The sequence below is a fragment of the Paramagnetospirillum magneticum AMB-1 genome (assembly GCF_000009985.1).
GTDB lineage: Bacteria > Pseudomonadota > Alphaproteobacteria > Rhodospirillales > Magnetospirillaceae > Phaeospirillum > Phaeospirillum magneticum.
This window is the reverse complement of sequence record NC_007626.1, coordinates 4802996-4822937: the sequence shown is the minus strand read 5'-3', so window position 1 is coordinate 4822937 and position 19942 is coordinate 4802996. Positions and strand designations below refer to the sequence as shown.

Here is a 19942-nt window from a genome sequence, read left to right as displayed (position 1 = left end):
GGCAGCTTACCTTGCCCGGCTATCCCACCGCCACCTTGTTGCGGCCCGAGCGCTTGGCGGAATAAAGCGCCATGTCGGCCCGCGACAGGATGGTGTCGATGGTGGCGTCGCCCTCCAGCCGCTCGGCGACGCCGATACTGGTGGTGAAGGCGACGGTTCCCAGTTCGGCCGGAATGCGGATGGCGGCTACCGCCTGGCGCAGGCGCTCGGCCACCAGCAGGGCGCCGTCCAGGTCGGTCTCGGTCAGCACGATGGCGAATTCCTCGCCGCCCATGCGGCCCAGCACGTCCTCGTGGCGGATGATCTGGGTGCAGACATCGGCCAGCGCCTTGATGGCCACGTCGCCCACCGGATGGCCATGGGTGTCGTTGATGCGCTTGAAATGATCGATGTCGAGCATCAGCGCCACCAGGGGGCGGCCGTGGCGGCGCGCCCGATCCACCTCGATCCGGGCCATCTCCATGAAATGGCGGCGGTTGAAGATGCCGGTCAGCACGTCGGTAGTGGCCAGGCGGCGCAGCTCGGCCTCCATGCGCTTGCGCTCGGTGATGTCGAGCATGACGCCGATCACCCCCTCGGGCCGATTGTCGCGGCCGTGCCACACGGTCTTGTTGACGACCACGTCCAGCGCCCGGTCGGCCGCCACCTCCAGGTGAGCCTCGAACTGGACGCGTCCGGCCTCGGCCAAGGCCTGGGTATCGGCCTGACTGGCGATAGCGGCGAAGCCGGGATTGACCATTTCGGCAGTGGTGCGGCCGATCCAGTCGGTGGGGCCGACGCCGTGGAGTTCGCGGAAGGCGCCGTTATAGCCGAGGTAACGGCCACGGGTATCCTTCCACCACAGGGGATTGGGCACCGCCTCCAGCAGGCTTTCCACGAAGGCGCGGGCCTCGACGGCGCGGGCGCGCTCCTCGTCCAGCTCGCGGGTCCGGGCGGCGACCTGCTGTTCCAGGGTATCGTTCATATGCCGCAAGGCCGCCACCGCCCGAATCTGGCCGGTGATGTCGCGGGCCTCGACCATGTATTCCGGCGCGGCGCCCTGGGACGGCAATTTGGTCGCCTTGATCTGGGCATCGAAGGTCGACCCGTCCAGGCGGGCGAGGCGCATGGGCATGATGCCGCCCTCGTCCAGCAAGGCGCCAAGATCGGCGGCGACGATCTCGCGGTAATCGCCGGCAAAGATCTCCGAGACCGGAATGCCGGCGAACTGGCTGGGATCGGTGCCGCCCAAAACGGCGACGCCGGTGGCGTTGATATAGCCGATGCGTCCGCCATGGCACAGCAGCACCAGATGCATGGAGCGCTCGACCAGGGCCTGGAAACGGTCCTCGCTGTCGCGTGCCGTGCGGGCCAGCCGGCCTTGGTGGGAAATGTCGCGGGCGGTGACCACGGCGTGGGCCGGACCCAATTCGCGGGCGGGATGAATCTGCAGCTCGGCCTCGAAGGTGCCGCCGTCCAGGTGGCGGACCTTGATGGGAAAGGCCGAATCCTCGATTTCCTTGAGATGGAGCAGATCGTCGATCACCCCGGCGTAATCGCCGCCCACCAGATCGCGGAAGGCGCGTCCCACCACCTGGTCGGCGCTGCCGGCGCCCAGCATGGCGATGCCGGCGCTGTTGGCGTCGGCCACCACGCCGTCGACACACAGGCAGACGAGTTCGCGCGAGACTTCCAGCACCGTCATGAAATTGGCGCCGAATCTCGGCCCCTTGCGCCGCCGTTCGGCCGGCGTTTCAGCCCGTCCCATGCTGCCCATTCGCGGCTAGCCCCTTCCCCAGGGTATCGACCTTCAATCGGGTTCAGCATATACAGATTCGAATGCAGGGATGCCAGCCAAAATGGCGGGCCTGCCATGGCAAGATCAAGGGCTGTAATTTATTTGCCGATTATTGCCGCATCTGCCGTACGGCGTTGATCAATCCGGCGGTGGAGCAATCATGCGTGCTGGATGTCTTTTCCGAGGACAGTTCGGCCAGGATGGCCTTGGCCAGGACCTTTCCCAGTTCGACGCCCCACTGGTCGAAGCTGCAGATGTTCCAGATCACGCCCTGGACGAACACCTTGTGCTCGTAAAGGGCGATCAGCTGGCCCAGCATGAAGGGATCGAGGCGGGGATAGAGCAAGGTGTTGCTGGGGCGGTTGCCGGGAAACACCCGGTGGGGCAGCTGGAAGGCGATCTCGGCCGGGTCCATGCCGGCCTTTTCCAGCTCGGCGCGGGCTTCGGCCCCGGTCTTGCCCTTCATCAGGGCCTCGGCCTGGGCCAGCACGTTGGACAATAGCATCAGGTGGTGCTCGCCCAGGGGATTGTGGCTGTTGGCAGCCGCGAGGAAGTCGCAGGGAATCAGCCGGGTTCCCTGGTGGATCAGCTGGTAGAAGGCATGCTGGCCGTTGGTGCCGGGCTCGCCGAACACCATGGGGCCGGTGCCCCAGCTCACCGTGGCGCCATCCCGGGCGGTTCCCTTGCCGTTGCTCTCCATGTCCAGCTGCTGCAGATAGGCCGGCAGGCGATGCAGGTACTGATCGTAGGGCAGCACGGCATAGGCGTCGGCGCCGAGGAAATTGGCGTTCCAGATGCCGATCAGCCCCAGGATCACCGGCAGGTTGGCCTCCAGGGGGGTGTCCTGGAAATGCCGGTCCATGGCATGGCCGCCCGCCAGCAGCTCCTCGAAGCGCTCGAAGCCCACCGCCAGGGCGATGGACAGGCCGATGGCCGACCACAGGGAGTAGCGGCCGCCCACCCAGTCCCAGAACCCGAACATGTTGGCGGTGTCGATGCCGAATTCGGCCACGGCTTTGCCATTGGTGGACAGCGCCACGAAGTGGGCGGGAATGGCGGCCTCGCCCAGCTTCTCCACCAGCCAGGCGCGGCAGGTGCGGGCGTTGGCAATGGTCTCCTGGGTGGTGAAGGTCTTCGACGCCACGATGAACAAGGTGGTCTCGGCATCGCAGAGCTTCAGCACCTCGGCGGCGTGGCTGCCGTCGACATTGGAGATGAAGTGGACGGCCAGATCGGCCTTCTGATAGGGCTTCAGCGCCTCGGTGACCATCACCGGCCCCAGATCCGAACCGCCGATGCCGATATTGACCACGCTGCGGATGGGGCGGCCGGTGGCGCCTTTCCAGTCGCCGGACCGCACCCGCCCGGCGAAGTCCTTCATGCGGGCCAGCACGGCGCGGATCTCGGGCATCACGTCATGGCCGTCCACCGGAACCGGCCGGTCCGAGCGGTTGCGCAGCGCGGTATGCAGCACGGCGCGGTGCTCGGTGACGTTGAACGCCTCGCCGCCGAACATGGCCTCGCGGGCGGCGGGCAGGCCCGCCTGCCCGGCCAGGCGCACCAGGGCGGCCATCACCTGGGCGTCGATGCGGTTCTTGGAATAGTCCAGCAGCAGATCGCCCAGGCGGGCGGAGAAGCGGTCGAAGCGGCCGGGATCCTCGGCGAACATGTCGCGCATGGGCCGCCGGCCGGTGGTGGCGGCCAGAGCCTCCAACTCCTTCCAGGCGGGAAGTTCAACCGGATGCACCATCATCGCCCCCCAAAGCCGCGTCGCTCTGGGGAGGAATCCTATACCCTACCAGACGAAGAAGAACACCCCCCACATGCCGAGCTGGGCGAAAGCTCCGGCCATGCCCAGGCTCCAGGCGGCGGCACGGCGCCACAGGGCGGCGGCGGGCAGCGAACGCCACAGCAGCGCCGCGCTCCAGCCCAGCCCCAGCAGCAGCAGCCCGGCGCGGGCATCGGGCACCCAGGCGAGAAATACCCCCTCGGCGGTGAGCTGGGTCAGGGTCATGGCCGACAGGCCGACGATCAGCCCCACCGCCCCGGCCGGCACCAGGCCATAGCCCAGCCGCCACAGAAGCTGCCTTTGCCCCAGCATCCGGGCGGCGGCGGCCAGCCCGGCCAGGCCGATGGTGCCGAACAGCAGCGCGGCACCGCCCATATAGGTCAGGATGCAAAAGCCATCCAGCAGGGTGAAGACCTCGCCGGTCTCGTCGGAATTGGTCAGCAGCCACCAGGGCAGGGTCTCGGTCATGGGGAACAGGATGGAATGCTCCACAAGGATCTTGGCCAGACCTTGCTTCAGGGCGATGAAATAGGGCGAGGCCGACCACTGGAACGCCCCGCTGGCCACGCCCATCACGCCGAACAGCAGCAGGATGATGTCCCAGGGCGACACCTCGCGGGCCGGCAGGGCGGCGATCTCCGCCCCGGGCAGGCGGGGCTGCAGCTCCACCGCGCCGCGATGGCCGGAACAGCGGCCGCACATGTGGCACGATCCGCCGCCGGTCATGGCCCGCACATCCACCAGCGTGGCGCAGTTGACCGCATGGGTGCGCGGCGCCGTCTTCCAGCTCTCGGCGTCGACGGCGAAATGGACGGGGGCCAGACGCGACAGCAGCGAGAACACCCCGCTGGCCGGGCAAAGATAGCGGCACCACACCCGCTTGCCGCGGCCATAGACCAGCCCGATGCCCAGGGCCATGACGGTGGAGGCCCCAAGGATCAGCAGCGCCGCCTTGGGATATTCGTAGACGGTGATCATCTGGCCGTAGACCGTGGTGCAGACGAATGCGACGAAGGGCCAGCCCTTCCAGCGCAGCCAGGCGGGAATGGCCCGGCCCAGCCCATGGCGGCTGATCCATTCGGTCATGGTGCCCTCGGGGCAGAACAGCCCGCACCAGGCCCGGCCCATCACCAGCATGCTGACCATGACGAAGGGCCACCACACCCCCCAGAAGGCGAACTGGGCGAACAGCACCAGGTTGTCCCAGATGTGCTTGGAATCATCGGGCACCGGCAGGAAGGCGGGCAGGGTGACCAGGGCCAGATAGACGACCACCATCAGCCATTGCACCGCCTGGATCATCCGGGACTGTCGGGCCAGGAAATGGCCGAGCACGGCCAGCGGTGTGGAACGGAACGAAATGGCGGTCATGGCGAAGCCTCGAAGTGCGGAACCATGCCCCGCTTTCACGGGGCATGGCTACATTGATATTGCAACGCAGAGTTATTCGCACCTGTTAATACGTCAATTGCCCCCTCAGCCCCACGGCATAGGCCACCTCCCCCGAGGGATTTCCGCCGGGATGACGGATGATCTGGAGATCGGGGGTCAGGTCGAACCGGGGCATGACGCGGTACCGGTAGTAGATTTCCGCCGTCTGTTCGAAGGACGTGGCCTTGTAGCCGACATCGGGCGCGCCGTCCTGGTCGGCGTCGAGCGTCTCGGACTTGTCGCGGTAGGTCTTGGACAGGTGGTTGGCCACTAGGCCGACGCCGAAGCCGTCGGCACCGCGTCCCCAGTACGAACCGTTGACCTCGCCGCCGATGCTGGCGCTCTGGTCGAAGCGGGTCTTGCCCTTCAACTGATAGCCATAGCGGCCGAATAGGGTGACGTAATCATCCACCTTCTGGTCCAGGGACAGGCCGAGGCCGGCGTGGCGCCCCCGCTTGTTGTCGAAGTCGGTGGCGCGGTCGTTGCTCCAGGCGTAGACGCGGTAGGTGCCTTCCAATCCGCCGAAGAAGCGCTCGGTGGTCTCGGCCTGGACGATGCGGAAGGGGAACTCGTTGGAGCCCTGGAAGGATGCTCCGGTGCCGCTCTCGAAGACGCCCGCCTGCACTTTCCACTTGTCGGCGTCGCTGACATAGGCCAGCCGCAGGCCGGGCGAGAAGCCGAACGGATCGACGCCCACGTCGCCGCCGGCATCCAGCAGCGCGTTGTGGACCAGGGCCGAGTTCATGAAGTACAGGGTCTCGTCGTTGGCTACGGCGTTCTTGTCGAAGAAGCCGAAGGGATCCATCTTGCCGGCGGTGATCTCCAGGTGCTGCTTGGCGGTCTTCGCGTCGCCGCCCAACGGCATGTCCAACTGGTACCAGGCCTCCACCAGGCCGATGGCGGCATCGGTATTGTCGGCACCGGAGCGCTGGAAGGCCGTGCTGTTGACCGAGGCCATGGAATTGCTGACATTGCCCAGGCCGCGGCCCTGGCCCATGCGCAGATGGGTGAAGATGGTGCCCTTGGAATCGCCGACGCTGCCGCCGGGAATGGTCAGGGTCACGTCGCCGCGCCAGTTGAGCTGGCCATCCTTTTCCTGCGACTGGCCCAGCAGGTTCTGTCCGACCACGCTCATGCCGGCGCCCACCTTGATGCCGCCCAGCACGTCGATGACCTTGGAGCCTTTCTTATAGGACAGCACCTCGGATTCGGCGGCCTTAAGACGGGCGGCCACCTGCGGCTCGGTCTCGCTGATGGTGTCCTGATCCAGGGCCTTTTCCACGGCGGCATTGTGGTTTTCCAGCTTCTCGAGGCGCTGCTCGGTGCTGGCGGCGATGGGCTTCTTACGCTCCAGTTCCTCGACGCGGTTGGCCAGACGCCTGATCTCGGCCAGCAATTCCGCGGTGGACGGGTCCTTGGGAGCGGCGGCCAGGGCTGGAGCGGCGGCGATCATGCCGGCCGCCGCCACGGTGGCGATACGACGGGCGCGCATCAATAGCCGCCCTTCTTGCCGATTCCGGCGAAGACGAACTCGTAGTTCAGCTTGAAGGCCGGGAACCACGGACGCACGCCGGTGGCACGGTCGGTGTGGCGGCCGTAATGCTTGCCGGCCTGGTTCTCGGGGGCGTTGGGCGGATAGACGGTGTAGGTGACCTTGTACTTGCCCGGCCCCTTCAGCTTGATGTTGTCGCCGTAATGAGGGCCGTCGCTGGCCACCATGGGCATCATGTCGCCCTTGATCACCTCGCCGGTGTCTTCCTTGATCAGCTCGTAGCTGACCAGCAGGTAGGGAATCCAGGACCCCTCGGGATAGCCGTTGGGATTGCCCTGCAGCGCCTTGATATCGGCCTCGATATGGATGTCCGACTGCTCGGGCTGGGCCATCATGCCGTCGGGCTCCATGCGCACCGCCTGGAGATAGACGGCGCCGATCTCCATGCCGTAGCGGTTCTCGGGGGCGCCGATGGGATATTCCACCGCCAGGGCCGGGGTGGAGGCGGCGAACAATCCCGCCGCCAGCGCAAGGGCCGGGGCAAGGACGGGAAGGGTGGTCTGGCGTTTGATCATGGGGGGCCTCTGCGGGAAGGTGATGCAAATGCAAGTGACTCGCATTTGCTGTGGTAGCCGCTCCCCGAAGGCCTGTCAACAGCCGTAGTTTTTGTCCGGACAAACCGGCCACCCGCAACGGCGGGGGCCATCGGAATAAACATCCGCCAAAACAATGCATTAACGATTGGATTCGGATTTCCACAATCCTGGTCTGGACAAAGGGCTAGGACTTGAGTATGAGAATGAGAGTTGATCGCAATTCGAAGAGAACCGCCATGCTCGCCCTCGCCCGCATCGTCCTTGCCGCCCTGCTGCTCGCCGTCTTGAGCCCCGCCGCCATGGCCGCGGACGAGACGCTGGTCAAGCTGACCATCAAGAACCATCGTTTCAGCCCGGAGCGTCTTGAAATTCCGGCCCGGACCAAGGTGATCCTGCTGATCAAGAACGAGGATGCCGAGCCCGAGGAATTCGAGTGCCTGCCGCTTCGGCGGGAAAAGATCGTCTTTCCCGGCGCGGAAGTCCGGGTGGTGCTGGGCAAGGTCGAGCCCGGGGAATACCCCTTTTTCGGCGAGTATCACGAGGCCACGGCCAAGGGTGTCCTGGTCGTCCGCTAACCCCCGGAAAATACTGTGAACACCTTAATACGGATGATCCGTCGCATTTCCGGGGCCCGAGGTGCTTAATAGCCACACGAACTGAATGGCTATTTTGACCTCGGGGAGGATACGCCATGAACGACCTTTCCACCAATCTGTTGATCGCCGCCCTGCCCGGCGGCAGCTACTGGTTGCTCGGCCTGCTGCTCCTGTAGTCATCGTGGCCCTGCCATGTCAGAATTCTCCGGCATGGCAGGAGTGACGAGATGAAGGACGAGGTCGACATCGTGGCGGGATGGCAACCCGGGGCCATCGGCGACATTGCGGCGATGCATTCGCGCTATTACGCTCTGCACTGGAATTTCGGACCTTATTTCGAGGCCAAGGTGGCCAGCGAGCTGGCCGCCTTCGTGCGCGACCGCCATCGCTTCGCCAGCCAGCTGTGGTGCGCCGTGGATTCCCGCGACCGGATGGTGGGATCGGTGGCCATCGACGGCGCCAAGGGGCTGCAGGCCGGAGCGCATCTGCGCTGGTTCATGGTCGATCCCAACCGCCAGGGCATGGGGGCAGGCTCGCGCCTTTTGGACACCGCCCTGGAGTTCTGCCGGGAGAAGGGCTTCGCCTCGGTGCATCTGTGGACCTTCGACGGGCTGTATGCGGCGCGAAGGCTGTATGAGGCCCGGGGTTTCGTCCTCACCCAGGAACTGACCGGCGAGACCTGGGGCAAGCCGGTGACCGAGCAATGCTTCCAGTTGAATCTTGCCGGATCCCCTTGCGTCGGCGAGGGCTTGCCCCAATAGTGCGGCCATGAGTCTGTTCCGCTCCATCGCCACCATTGGCGGTTTCACCATGCTATCGCGCGTCACCGGCCTGATGCGCGAGATGATGATCGCCCACTTCCTGGGCGCCGGGGCGGTGGCCGACGCCTTCTTCGTGGCGTTCCGCTTTCCCAACCTGTTCCGCTCGCTGTTCGCCGAGGGCGCCTTCAACGCCGCCTTCGTGCCGCTGTTCACCGGCAAGATGACCGCCGAGGGTACGGAATCTGCCCGTCGCTTCGCCGAGCAGTCCTTCGCCGTGCTGGGGCTGGCGCTCGCCCTGTTCGTGGCGGTGATGGAACTGGCCATGCCCTGGGCCATCTACGGCCTGGCGCCGGGCTTCGACACGGTGCCGGGCAAGATGGCGCTGGCGGTGGAATTCTCGCGCATCTGCTTCCCCTATCTGCTGTTCATCTCGCTGGTGTCGCTGCAGGCGGGCGTCCTCAATTCCATGGGCCGCTTCGCCGCCGCCGCCGCCACGCCGGTGCTGCTCAACCTGACTTCCATGGCCGGGCTGTGGTTCCTGGTGCCCTATTCCGAGACCGCCGGTCATGCCATGGCCTGGGGGACCTTCGCCGCCGGCGTGGTGCAGTTCGTCTGGCTGTCCCGCGCTGCCCGGCGGGTCGGCATGGGGCTGGGGCTGGTGCGGCCGCGCCTGACGCCTGAGGTCAAGCTGCTGTTCAAGCGCATCGTGCCGGGTGCCGTGGGCGCCGGCGTCTATCAGGTCAATCTGGTGATCAACACCATGATCGCCTCGACCGTGGCCGACGGCGCCGTCAGCTACCTCAATTATGCCGACCGGGTGAACCAGTTGCCGCTGGGCGTGGTGGGCATCGCCATCGGCACCGCCCTGCTGCCCACCCTGTCGCGCCAGCTGAAGGCCGGCGAGGCGGAGGCGGCGCGCACCAGCCAGAACCGCGCCATGGAACTGGGGTTGGCGCTGACCCTGCCGGCGGCGGTGGCCCTGATGGTCATCGCCGCCCCGGTGATCCGGGTGCTGTTCGAGCGCGGCTCGTTCGGACCCAACGAGACGGCGGCCACCGCGTCGGCCCTGGTGGCCTTCGCCATCGGCCTGCCGGCCTACGTGCTGGTCAAGGTGCTGGTCCCCGGCTTCTTCGCCCGCGAGGATACCGGCACGCCGGTGCGGGTGGCGGGTGTCGCCATGGTGCTGAACGTCGTTCTCAACCTGTCGCTGGCCAAGCCGCTGGGCCATGTGGGCATGGCGCTGGCCACCGCCATCGCCGCCTGGGCCAATGTCCTGATCCTGGCGGTGCTGCTGGCCCGGCGCGGATTCTTCACCGTGGACGAGCGGCTGAAATCCAAGGCGCCGCGCATCTTGGCCGCCTGCGCCGTGATGGGCGGGGTCCTGTGGGGCGGCAAGCTGGCCCTGTGGCCCCTGGCCCAGGGGCAGTTGATGGCGGTGGGCGTGCTGGCCGGTCTGGTGGTGCTGGGCGCCATCGCCTTCCTGGCGGCGGCCCAGATGCTGGGTGCGCTGAGCCTGGGGGAGATCAAGGGGATGGTTCGCCGCAAGCGGGGTTGATTTGGCCGGGCCAGGGAGTATACCTGGACCCCTGATTGTCTTTCCCGGAGTCCATTCCCGTCATGAACCGCATTTTTTCCGGCGTCCAGCCTACCGGTAACCTCCATCTCGGCAATTACCTGGGCGCCATCCGTAACTGGGTGCGGCTTCAGGACGCGTACGAGTGCATCTTCTGCATCGTCGATATGCATGCCATCACCTTGTGGCAGGACCCCAAGGAGCTGACCCGCAACATCCGCGAGGTCACCGCCGGCATGATCGCCGCCGGCGTCGATCCGGCCAAGCACATCGTCTTCAACCAGTCCATGGTTCCGGCCCATGCCCAGTTGGCCTGGATCTTCAATTGCGTCGCGCGCATGGGCTGGCTGAACCGCATGACCCAGTTCAAGGACAAGGCGGGCAAGCACAAGGAGAACGCCTCGGTCGGGCTGTTCGCCTATCCCAACCTGATGAGCGCCGACATCCTGACCTACAAGGCCACCCATGTGCCGGTGGGCGAGGACCAGAAGCAGCATCTGGAACTGGCCCGCGACACCGCCCAGAAGTTCAACAACGATTTCGGCGTCGAGTTCTTCCCGCTGCCCGAGCCCATCATTCCGCCCGAGGCGGCGCGCATCATGAGCTTGCGCGACGGGTCCAAGAAGATGAGCAAGTCCGACGAGTCCGATTACTCGCGCATCAACATGACCGACGATGCCGACACCATCGCCCTGAAGATCCGCAAGGCCAAGACCGACCTGGAGCCCCTGCCCGGCGCCATGGAAGGGCTTGAAGGCCGTCCCGAGGCTTCCAACCTGCTGGGGATCTACGCCGCGCTGTCCGGCAAGGAGAAGGCCCAGGTGGTGACCCAGTTCGAAGGCCAGCAGTTCTCGGACTTCAAGAAGGAATTGGTGGACCTGGCCGTCTCGGTGCTGGGCCCCATCAATACCGAGATGAAGCGCCTGATGACCGATACCGCTCATATCGACGCCGTCCTGCGCTCGGGTGCCGAACGGGCCGACGCCATCGCGGCGCCGATCATCAAGGACGTCTACGACATCGTCGGGTTCCTGCGGCCGTGACCCAGCGCTTCGCCGAAACCCTGCTGAACGCCGTCGCCGCCGCCCTGGCGGGCGTGGCCGCCGTGCTGCGCCATCCGTCGCGCCGTTTCGTCCTGTGGGCCTTCGCCGTGGTGGTGGTGCTGGTCTTCCCCATCGCCATGCTGGTGATCAGCAAGGTGGACGACAATCCCGACTTCGCCTCGGGAAATGCCACCGCCCCCCGCTCGCGCGGCGTGGCGGTGGCCGCCGCCCTGGTCGGGCGCGAGCTGGACGTCAGCAAGTGGCACGCCAATGACCCCTTCTTCATGCCTGGCGCCTGGCTGCGCGACATGCCGGCCTTCCAGTTGGGCCTGGTGGGTGGGCTGTCCCGCCTGGTCGGCGCGCTGAATTCCGAGAAGGGCGTAGCCTTCGGCCCCAACGGCACCGACGTCAACCTCAACCACGCCGCCGGGCTGCTGAAATATCCCGGCACGGTGTGGAAGTTCGACACCCACAAATCCTGGCTGCCCACCGCCTCGGCCGAGAAGCAGTACCGCAACGCCCAACGCTCGCTGGATCTCTACAACGACATGGTCGCGGCTGGCTCGGCGTCGTTCGAGCGCAAGCCCGAGGCGCTGGCCGCCGCGGTCGAGGCGCTGATCCGTGATCTCGACGAGGTCACCGAGGCCATCGACCACCATCTGGCCGACAAGCGGCCGGTGCTGCTGGATTTCAGCGTCGACGGGGTGTTCTACGGCAATAAGGGGCGGCTTTACGCCTATTCCATCGTGCTGCGTGAGTTGGGCCGCGATTTCGAGAAGGTGCTGGCCGACCGGCGCCAGACCGAGGCCTGGACCCGCATGGTCGACCAGCTGGCCGGCGCGGCGCGGCTGCGCCCCTGGCTGGTGTGGAGCGCCGCGCCCGATTCCAGCTTCCTGCCCAACCATCTGGCGGCGCAGGGCTATGCCGCGCTCCGGGTGCGCATGCAGGCCGCCGAGATGCTGGCGGCGTTGAAATAGCGTCGTGCTTCTGTCATTCCGACGACCATCGGGAGGAGGAATCTCCGCCTGGGATATGGGGGCAGGTTGAAAACACCGTTCCAGAAGGAGATCCCTCGCCATGGCTCGGGATGACCCTTCGGTGGGGCGTTCGGCAACCCGGGAAGACAGAACATTAGAAAACCATAAAATTCCTGTTGCCATCGCCCCCTGGTTGGAGCGACAACCAAAGAGCCCCGTAAGCACCGGTTGAGAGTGCATGGGGCAGAGGGGGCGGAAGGAATGCAGATCTACCTTCCCATCGCCGAGATGTCGGTGAATGTCTTCGTTATCCTGGGCCTGGGTGGCGGGGTGGGGTTCATGTCGGGCCTGTTCGGAGTCGGCGGCGGATTCCTGATGACGCCGCTGCTGATCTTCCTGGGCGTGCCGCCCACCGTGGCGGTGGGGACCGAGGCCAACCAGATCGTCGCGTCGTCGGTGTCCGGCGTTCTCGCCCATTGGCGGCGCGGCAATGTCGACGTCAAGATGGGCCTGATCCTGACCCTGGGCGGCTTCGTCGGCTCGACGCTGGGCGTTTATGTCTTCAAGTGGCTACGCGGTCTGGGCCAGATCGATCTGGTCATCTCGCTGCTCTACATCGTCTTTCTCGGCATCGTCGGTTCGCTGATGCTGGTGGAAAGCATCCAGGCGCTGGTGGCCAGCAAGCGCAACGGCGGTAACGTTCCGGTGCGCAAGAAGCACCAGCACAGCTGGATGCACGGCCTGCCGTTCAAGATGCGCTTTCGCCGTTCGCAGCTCTATATCAGCGCCATCGTTCCCGCCGCCATCGGCCTGCTGGTCGGCATCCTGGCCGCCCTGATGGGCGTGGGCGGCGGCTTCATCATGGTGCCGGCCATGATCTATCTGCTGGGCATGCCCACGGCGGTGGTGGTGGGCACCTCGCTGTTCCAGATCATCTTCGTCACCGCCAATGCCACCTTTTTGCAATCGACCATGAACCACACGGTGGACGTGGTTCTGGCCCTGCTGCTGCTGCTGGGCGGCGTGATCGGCGCCCAGGTCGGCGCCCGCTTCGGCGTCAAGCTGAAGGGCGAGCAATTGCGGTCGCTGCTGGCCTTGATGGTGCTGGGCGTGTGCGTCAAGCTGCTCTTCGACATGGTCACGGTGCCGGGCGAATTGTTCGCCGCCGGGACGGGAGGGAAGCACTGATGAAACGCCTGCTTCTTCTTCTCGTCCTGCTGATCCCGGCTCCGTCCGCCTGGGCGGTGGAGCCGCTGGTGGCGGATCTGTCCAAGCATCTGGTGGCCATCACCACCGGTTTCGCCGGAACGGACGTGCTGCTGTTCGGCGCCATCGAGGAGATGGACGGCGGCAAAGCGGGCGACGTGGTGGTGGTGGTGCGCGGCCCCAACAAGGCCGAGACCCTGCGGCGCAAGGACCGTACCGCCGGCATCTGGATCAACTCCGGCATCGCCAAGGTGGACAACGCGCCCTCGTTCTATCAGGTGGCCTCGACCCGTCCGCTGGACCAGCTGGCGTCGCCCGCCATCCTGGACCGCCATCAGATCGGGCTGGAGCATCTGGATCTGGACATCCGGGTGAAGGATGCGGGGTCCAACCTGGAACAGTACCGCCAGGCCCTGTTCCGGCTGAACCAGAAGAAGGGGTTGTACGGCGACAAGGTGCTCGATATCGGCATGCTGAGCCAGCGCCTGTTCCGCACCGACGTGCATTTCCCCGCCAACGTGCCGGTGGGGGTCTATATGGTCGAGGTCTATCTGATGTCCGGCGGCCAAGTGGTCAGTGCCCAGACCACACCGCTGGTGGTCAGCAAGATCGGCATCGGTGCCGATGTCTTTGACTTCGCCCATCATCAGGCGGCGGCCTACGGTCTCATCGCCATCGCGCTGGCGGCTCTGGCCGGCTGGCTGGCGGCGGTGGTGTTCAAGAAAGCCTGATCATTTCCGGGGAGGACATCATGCCGACCAATCGTGTTTTCCTGGTGGTTGTGGACGATTCGCCCGAGATGCAGGCGGCGTTGCGCTTCGCCTGCCGCCGCGCCCGCTCCTCGGACGGGCAGGTGGCGCTGTTGCGGGTGATCGAGCCCACCGAGTACGAGCATTTCGCCTCCATCGGCAATCTGATGCGCGCCGAGGCCCGCGAGGCGGCGGAGGAATTGCTCAACCGTCTGGCCGGCGACGTCAACCAGATGTCAGGCCATCTTCCGGTGCTTCATGTGCGCGAGGGCAATCCCCGGGACGAACTGATCGCCCTGATTACCGAAGAGCCCTCCATCTCGGTGCTGGTGCTGGCCGCCGATACCGGGCCGGGTGGTCCGGGGCCACTGGTGACGGCGCTGACGGGGAAATATATCGGCAAGCTCCGCGTGCCGTTGACCCTGGTTCCCGGCAGCCTGACGGCCGAACAGATCGATGCCATCACCTAGGATACGCCCTCAATCGCCGGGCGCCCCGATGAATTCATCGGGACGTCGGTCGGGCTTCATCCTACTCCTTGACTCGGAGATAGGCGTCGCCATCTACTAGAGGCAGTTTTCGTGCTCCGAAGCGTAAGGACCCCCATGTTCATCCAGACCGAACCCACCCCCAATCCCGCCACCCTGAAGTTCCTTCCCGGCACCGTGGTGATGGGCCAGGGGACCGCCGATTTCGCCGAGGCCTCGCGGGCTTCGGGCTCGCCGCTCGCCACCCGCCTGTTCGCCATCGACGGCGTGGGCAGCGTGTTCCTCGGCACCGACTTCATCACCGTGGCCAAGCTCGATGCCGCTGACTGGCAGGTGGTCAAGCCCCAGGTGCTGGCGGCCATCATGGACCACTACAATTCCGGCGATCCGGTGATCAATCCCGGCTCCGAGGCGGCGGCCGCGTCGGGCGACGACGATGGCATCGTCATGCAGATCAAGGAGCTGCTGGACACCCGCGTGCGTCCGGCCGTGGCCCAGGACGGCGGCGACATCATCTTCCGCGCCTTCGAGGACGGCATCGTCTACCTGCACCTGCAGGGCGCCTGTTCCGGCTGCCCCTCGTCCAGCGCCACCCTGAAGCATGGCATCGAGAACATGCTGAAGTATTATGTTCCCGAGGTGATGGCCGTCCAGGCGGTGGACTAACCGCCTCTTTATTCTCGGTTTAATCGGCATGCCCCGTGGCTCCGGCCCGGGGCATGTTCTGTTTCCGTTCGTATATCAGGCGGTTTTGGGTTGATTTACCTCAATCGCCTCGGGTAAAGTCCTCCTCGATATTGCACTGCAACAAACGGAGGCCGCGCCGTATGCGAGTCGGGTCGATCGGATCCCGAGTATTTTCCGCCCTTAGTGTCCTCGCCGTTCTCGGCGCGGTTGGCGGTCTGTACTGGATGGTACTTCATGATACCGCCGCGCCTGTCGCGGTGGCCCGCCCCCAGGTCCAGCCGGCTGCCGCCCCGCAAGCCGCAAGCCTCACCGGCGATGACGTCAGCAGCGCCGCCCGCCTCAATCTGGCCCTCGACCGCATGGGCTATCGCCTTGAGGCGGTCGCCGCCGGTCAGGCCGAGGTGCCGCCGCTGTTCCTTTCCAATGTTCCCGGCGATATCGACGATCTGCCCGACATCGAGGGCAAGAAGGCGGTGTTCCTGCGCGTCATGCTGCCGCTGGTACTGGCGGTGGACGAGGAAATCGCCGCAGAGCGCTCGCGCCTGCTCGACATCATGAACCGCAAGGCCAACCGTCTGCATATTCCGGCATCGGATCACACCTGGCTGGCCGAACTGGCCGAGCGCTACGACGTGGAGGACGGCAACCTGCGCAAGCTGCTGTCGCGCGTCGACGTGGTGCCGCCGTCCCTGGCCCTGGCCCAGTCGGCCGAGGAATCCGGCTGGGGGACCTCCAAGCTGGTCCGCCGCTCGCGCAACCTGTTCGGCCACACGGTCGAAGTCTCGGCCGACGGCAGCGGCATGCGCAGCTTCGCTACCCTGTACGAGGCGGTGCGCGCCTATGTGCACAACCTCAACACCCACCGCGCCTATGACGGGCTGCGCCGGGCCCGCGCTCAGGCCCGCGCCGAGGGGATGCGTCCGGATGGCCATGCCCTGGCGGCAGCCTTGTCCACCTATTCCGAGCGCGGCGACGCCTATGTGCAGACCATCCGCGCCCTGATCCGCCGTAACGACCTGAATCGTTACGATCAGGCCCGGCTGGGCCGGGTCCAGGCGCGGCGAGGTTAGAGTTCTTCAGTTTGAAACTGACGCGCTCTGGCAGGCTGGGGAAGAACCCCGCTGCGCGGCAGGGCGACCGCCTCGACCCGTTCGGAGGCACAGCCTCCGAACCTCCAGCATTTTTAAAAAGCTGAAGGGTTCGGGAAGCGGTGCTTCCCGATTGGGGGATCGGGGGCAAAAGCCCCCAAAGGGGGGTCTCTCCGCAGCCTGCCAAGCAGCCCCTATACCAAGGTATCGCTGCCATCGGTAGAACTTTACCGAAATGGATATGGCCCCAGTTGTCGCGCCCCGGCTATCCTCTTTGAGGGGTGGGCCAGAAAAGGGGCGAGGCCATGACCATTGCGTGGCGTGAGGCCATGAGCGTGGGCGACGAGACCATCGATGCGGATCACCGGCATCTGGTCGACATGATCAACGTCTTCGAGGCTGCCGTGGTCGGCAAGATCGACCACAAGCGGGTCGCCCGCGTGCTGCTGGGGCTGGTGGAATACACCGGCGCCCATTTCAAGCGCGAGGAAGAGATCCAGGTGCTGATCCGCTACCCCTACCATGATTCCCACCGCCATGGGCACCGGGACGTTCTCAAGCAGCTGACGGGAATCGCCCAGCAATACACCCAGGCCACCGGGACGGCCCGTGACGAGATGATCCGCGGGCTGGGCGGCTTTCTACGCGAATGGCTGGTCGATCACATCATCCAGTCCGATCTGCGCATGAAGCCCTATGTGCTGAAGTATCAGGCCGAGACCCAGGACGCCAAGAAGCGCCAGCGCGCCGCCGTCGCCCTGTCCGAGCAGATCGCCGGGGTGGGGCACTGAGGGCGAAGGGGGTCATCATCGACACCCCCCGACAGGAAAAAGCCCCCGCCGGTCTCCCGGCGGGGGCTTTGCCTTGATCAGGTTCCGTCGGTTCAGACGGCGACCTTGGCGGCCACGTCGCTGAACTCGGCGATCTTGTCGAAGTTCATGTAGCGGTAGACGTCGGCGGCCTTGGCATTGACCACGTTCACCTGCTCCAGATACTCGGCGACCGTCGGGATCTTGCCCATCAGGGCGCAGACGGCGGCCAACTCGGCCGAGCCGAGATAGACGTTGGTGTCGATGCCCAGGCGGTTGGGGAAGTTGCGGGTCGAGGTGGACATGGCGGTCGAGCCCTTGCGGATCTGCGCCTGGTTGCCCATGCACAGGCTGCAGCCGGGCATCTCCATGCGGGCGCCCGATTTGCCCAGCACCGAGTAGTAGCCTTCCTCGTTGAGGATCATGGCGTCCATCTTGGTGGGGGGCGCGATCCACAGCCGCGTCGGGATGTCGGACTTGCCCTCCAGCACCTTACCGGCGGCGCGGAAGTGACCGATATTGGTCATGCACGAGCCGATGAACACCTCGTCGATCTTGGCGCCGGCCACTTCGGACAGCAGCTTGACGTCGTCGGGATCGTTCGGGCAGGCGACGATGGGCTCCTTGACGTCGGCCAGATCGATCTCGATCACGGCGGCGTATTCGGCATCGGCATCGGGGGCCAGCAGGTCCGGCTTCTTGATCCAGGCCTCCATGGCCTTGATGCGGCGGCCCAGCGTGCGGGCATCCTCGTAGCCGTTGGCGATCATCCACTTCATCAGGGTGATGTTGGACGTCATGTACTCGATGATCGGAGCCTTATCCAGGCGCACCGAGCAGGCGGCGGCCGAACGCTCGGCGGCGGCGTCGGACAGCTCGAACGCCTGCTCGACCTTGAGGTCGGGAAGGCCCTCGATCTCCAGGATGCGGCCGGAGAAGACGTTCTTCTTGCCCTTCTTCTCCACGGTCAGCAGGCCGGCGCGGATGGCGTAAAGGGGGATGGCGTTGACCAGGTCACGCAGGGTGACGCCGGGCTGCATCTTGCCCTTGAAGCGCACCAGCACCGATTCCGGCATGTCCAGCGGCATGACGCCGGTGGCGGCGGCGAAGGCCACCAGGCCGGAGCCGGCCGGGAAGGAGATGCCGATGGGGAAGCGGGTGTGGGAATCACCGCCGGTGCCCACGGTGTCGGGCAGCAGCAGGCGGTTCAGCCAGGAATGGATGACGCCGTCGCCGGGACGCAGGGCCACGCCGCCACGGGTGGAGATGAAGCCCGGCAGCTCGCGGTGGGTCTTGACGTCCACCAGCTTGGGGTAGGCGGCGGTGTGGCAGAAGGACTGCATCACCATGTCGGCGGAGAAGCCGAGACAGGCCAGATCCTTCAACTCGTCGCGGGTCATGGGGCCGGTGGTGTCCTGCGAGCCGACCGTGGTCATCTTGGGCTCGCAATAGGTGCCGGGACGCATGCCCTTGCCCTCGGGCAGGCCACAGGCGCGGCCGACCATCTTCTGGGCCAGCGAGAAGCCCTTGCCGGTGTCCTTGGGAACGGCCGGCAGGCGGAACAGGGTGGAGACCGGCAGACCCAGGGCCTCGCGGGCCTTGGCGGTCAGGCCGCGGCCGATGATCAGCGGAATGCGGCCGCCGGCGCGCACTTCGTCGAAGATCACCTCGGACTTGACGGTGAATTCGGCGATGACCTTGCCGTCCTTCAGCGCCTTGCCCTCATAGGGGCGCAGTTCGACCACGTCGCCCATGTTCATCTGGTTGACGTCCAGCTCGATGGGCAGGGCGCCGGCATCTTCCATGGTGTTGTAGAAGATGGGGGCGATCTTGGTGCCCAGGCACACGCCGCCGAAGCGCTTGTTGGGGACGTAGGGAATGTCCTCGCCGGTGAACCACAGCACCGAATTGGTCGCCGACTTGCGGCTCGAGCCGGTGCCGACCACGTCGCCCACATAGGCCACCAGGTTGCCCTTCTTGGCCAGGGCGTCCAACTGCTTCAAGGGGCCGCGGTTGCCGGGCTCGTCGGCTTCGATGCCGGGACGGGGGTTCTTCAGCATGGCCAGGGCATGCAGGGGGATGTCGGGGCGGCTCCAGGCGTCGGGCGCCGGCGACAGGTCGTCGGTGTTGGTCTCGCCGGTCACCTTGAAGATGGTGACGGTCAGGGACTTCGGCACTTCCGGACGCGAGGTGAACCACTCGGCGTCGGCCCAGGACTGCAGCACCGCCTTGGCGTTGGCATTGCCCTTGTCGGCCAGTTCCTTGACGTCGTGGAAGAAGTCGAACACCAGCAGGGTCTTCTTCAGCCCCTCGGCGGCCACGGCGCCAACCTTGGCGTCGGACAGCAGCTCGATCAGCGGCTTGACGTTGAAGCCGCCCAGCATGGTGCCCAGCAGCTGGGTGGCCGTCTCGCGGCTGATCAGCGCGCAGGCGACGGTGCCCTTGGCCACCTTGTCCAGGAATTCGGCCTTGATCTTGGCGGCGTCGTCCACGCCGGCGGGGACGCGATAGGTGATCAGATCGACGAGGGCCTGTTCCTCGCCCTTGGGCGGGTTCTGCAGCAGGCCCACCAGAGCCTCGGTCTGCTCGGCCGACAGCGGCAGGGGGGGAATTCCGAGCGCGGCGCGTTCGGCGACATGCTGGCGATAGGCTTCAAGCACGGCGTAATCCTCTCGATCAAGGTTGCGGCCCCACTTCCGGGTGGTTCGGCCGATCCGTTGGACGCACGCAAACACCGCGACCTTGGCTGTTGCCGAGGTCCCCGGTGTCCGGCGCGCAGGATACCACCCTTAAGTGGGGGTTCAAGCGGAAGAAAACTACCCCCAACCCCGGCCTGGGGAAAAGACAAATTCTTGGGGCCGGTTCGCATGGCGTCCATGA

Annotated in this window: 17 protein-coding genes; 11 read left to right on the top strand and 6 right to left on the bottom strand. The window is 65.8% G+C overall.

Going from position 1 to position 19942, the window contains the following annotated elements:
* Positions 1-19: 19 nt before the first annotated feature.
* From AMB_RS23665 to AMB_RS22315, 5 genes are all read right to left on the bottom strand, one after another.
* Positions 20-1747, bottom strand: coding sequence for a sensor domain-containing diguanylate cyclase (locus tag AMB_RS23665; protein WP_158303991.1), 1728 nt, complete (start codon positions 1745-1747; stop codon positions 20-22).
* A 139-nt stretch (positions 1748-1886) separates the two neighbouring features.
* Positions 1887-3527, bottom strand: coding sequence for a glucose-6-phosphate isomerase (pgi, locus tag AMB_RS22330; RefSeq protein WP_011386759.1), 1641 nt, complete (start codon positions 3525-3527; stop codon positions 1887-1889).
* Positions 3528-3572: 45 nt separating this feature from the next.
* Positions 3573-4937 (bottom strand): 4Fe-4S binding protein, encoded by a 1365-nt coding sequence (locus AMB_RS22325; RefSeq protein ID WP_043745664.1) that lies wholly within the window; start codon positions 4935-4937, stop codon positions 3573-3575.
* An 85-nt stretch (positions 4938-5022) separates the two neighbouring features.
* Positions 5023-6489, bottom strand: a complete 1467-nt coding sequence (locus AMB_RS22320) for a carbohydrate porin (RefSeq protein ID WP_011386757.1) — start codon at positions 6487-6489, stop codon at positions 5023-5025.
* Positions 6489-7064 carry an iron transporter gene (locus AMB_RS22315; RefSeq protein WP_050750781.1) on the bottom strand — a complete coding sequence of 192 codons (576 nt, stop codon included), beginning with the start codon at positions 7062-7064 and terminating at the stop codon, positions 6489-6491. Before AMB_RS22315 ends, AMB_RS22320 begins: the two co-directional genes overlap by 1 nt.
* A 257-nt stretch (positions 7065-7321) precedes the next feature.
* Here AMB_RS22315 and AMB_RS22310 point away from each other — a divergent pair, with 257 nt between their 5' ends.
* From AMB_RS22310 to AMB_RS22260, 11 genes are all read left to right on the top strand, one after another.
* Positions 7322-7660, top strand: a complete 339-nt coding sequence (locus AMB_RS22310; protein ID WP_043745662.1) for a cupredoxin domain-containing protein — start codon at positions 7322-7324, stop codon at positions 7658-7660.
* 248 nt (positions 7661-7908) lie between these two features.
* The gene (locus AMB_RS22305; RefSeq protein ID WP_011386755.1) at positions 7909-8442 is read left to right on the top strand and encodes a GNAT family N-acetyltransferase; all 534 of its coding nucleotides are present in this window, start codon (positions 7909-7911) and stop codon (positions 8440-8442) included.
* Between the two features lie 7 nt (positions 8443-8449).
* Positions 8450-9997, top strand: coding sequence for a murein biosynthesis integral membrane protein MurJ (gene murJ / locus AMB_RS22300; protein ID WP_011386754.1), 1548 nt, complete (start codon positions 8450-8452; stop codon positions 9995-9997).
* Between the two features lie 62 nt (positions 9998-10059).
* Positions 10060-11058 (top strand): tryptophan--tRNA ligase, encoded by a 999-nt coding sequence (gene trpS, locus AMB_RS22295; protein WP_043745660.1) that lies wholly within the window; start codon positions 10060-10062, stop codon positions 11056-11058.
* A complete protein-coding gene (locus tag AMB_RS22290; RefSeq protein WP_011386752.1) occupies positions 11055-12035 on the top strand; it encodes a DUF2333 family protein in 981 nt (326 codons plus the stop codon). The genes trpS and AMB_RS22290 overlap by 4 nt, the downstream gene beginning before the upstream one ends.
* A 261-nt stretch (positions 12036-12296) precedes the next feature.
* On the top strand, positions 12297-13223 hold the full coding sequence (locus AMB_RS22285) for a sulfite exporter TauE/SafE family protein (protein WP_043745658.1): 927 nt from the start codon (positions 12297-12299) through the stop codon (positions 13221-13223).
* Entirely contained in the window at positions 13223-13972 is a 750-nt protein-coding gene (locus AMB_RS22280) for a TIGR02186 family protein (RefSeq protein WP_011386750.1), read from the top strand. The genes AMB_RS22285 and AMB_RS22280 overlap by 1 nt, the downstream gene beginning before the upstream one ends.
* A gap of 20 nt (positions 13973-13992) precedes the next feature.
* On the top strand, positions 13993-14460 hold the full coding sequence (locus AMB_RS22275) for a universal stress protein (protein WP_011386749.1): 468 nt from the start codon (positions 13993-13995) through the stop codon (positions 14458-14460).
* A gap of 135 nt (positions 14461-14595) precedes the next feature.
* On the top strand, positions 14596-15144 hold the full coding sequence (locus tag AMB_RS22270; protein WP_043745655.1) for a NifU family protein: 549 nt from the start codon (positions 14596-14598) through the stop codon (positions 15142-15144).
* A 245-nt stretch (positions 15145-15389) separates the two neighbouring features.
* Positions 15390-16235 carry a glucosaminidase domain-containing protein gene (locus AMB_RS22265; RefSeq protein WP_011386747.1) on the top strand — a complete coding sequence of 282 codons (846 nt, stop codon included), beginning with the start codon at positions 15390-15392 and terminating at the stop codon, positions 16233-16235.
* Positions 16236-16558: 323 nt separating this feature from the next.
* On the top strand, positions 16559-17044 hold the full coding sequence (locus tag AMB_RS22260) for a bacteriohemerythrin (RefSeq protein ID WP_011386746.1): 486 nt from the start codon (positions 16559-16561) through the stop codon (positions 17042-17044).
* Positions 17045-17136: 92 nt separating this feature from the next.
* Here the strand turns inward: AMB_RS22260 and acnB are convergent, their stop codons facing one another.
* Positions 17137-19722 carry a bifunctional aconitate hydratase 2/2-methylisocitrate dehydratase gene (gene acnB, locus AMB_RS22255; protein ID WP_011386745.1) on the bottom strand — a complete coding sequence of 862 codons (2586 nt, stop codon included), beginning with the start codon at positions 19720-19722 and terminating at the stop codon, positions 17137-17139.
* Positions 19723-19942 lie beyond the last annotated feature (220 nt).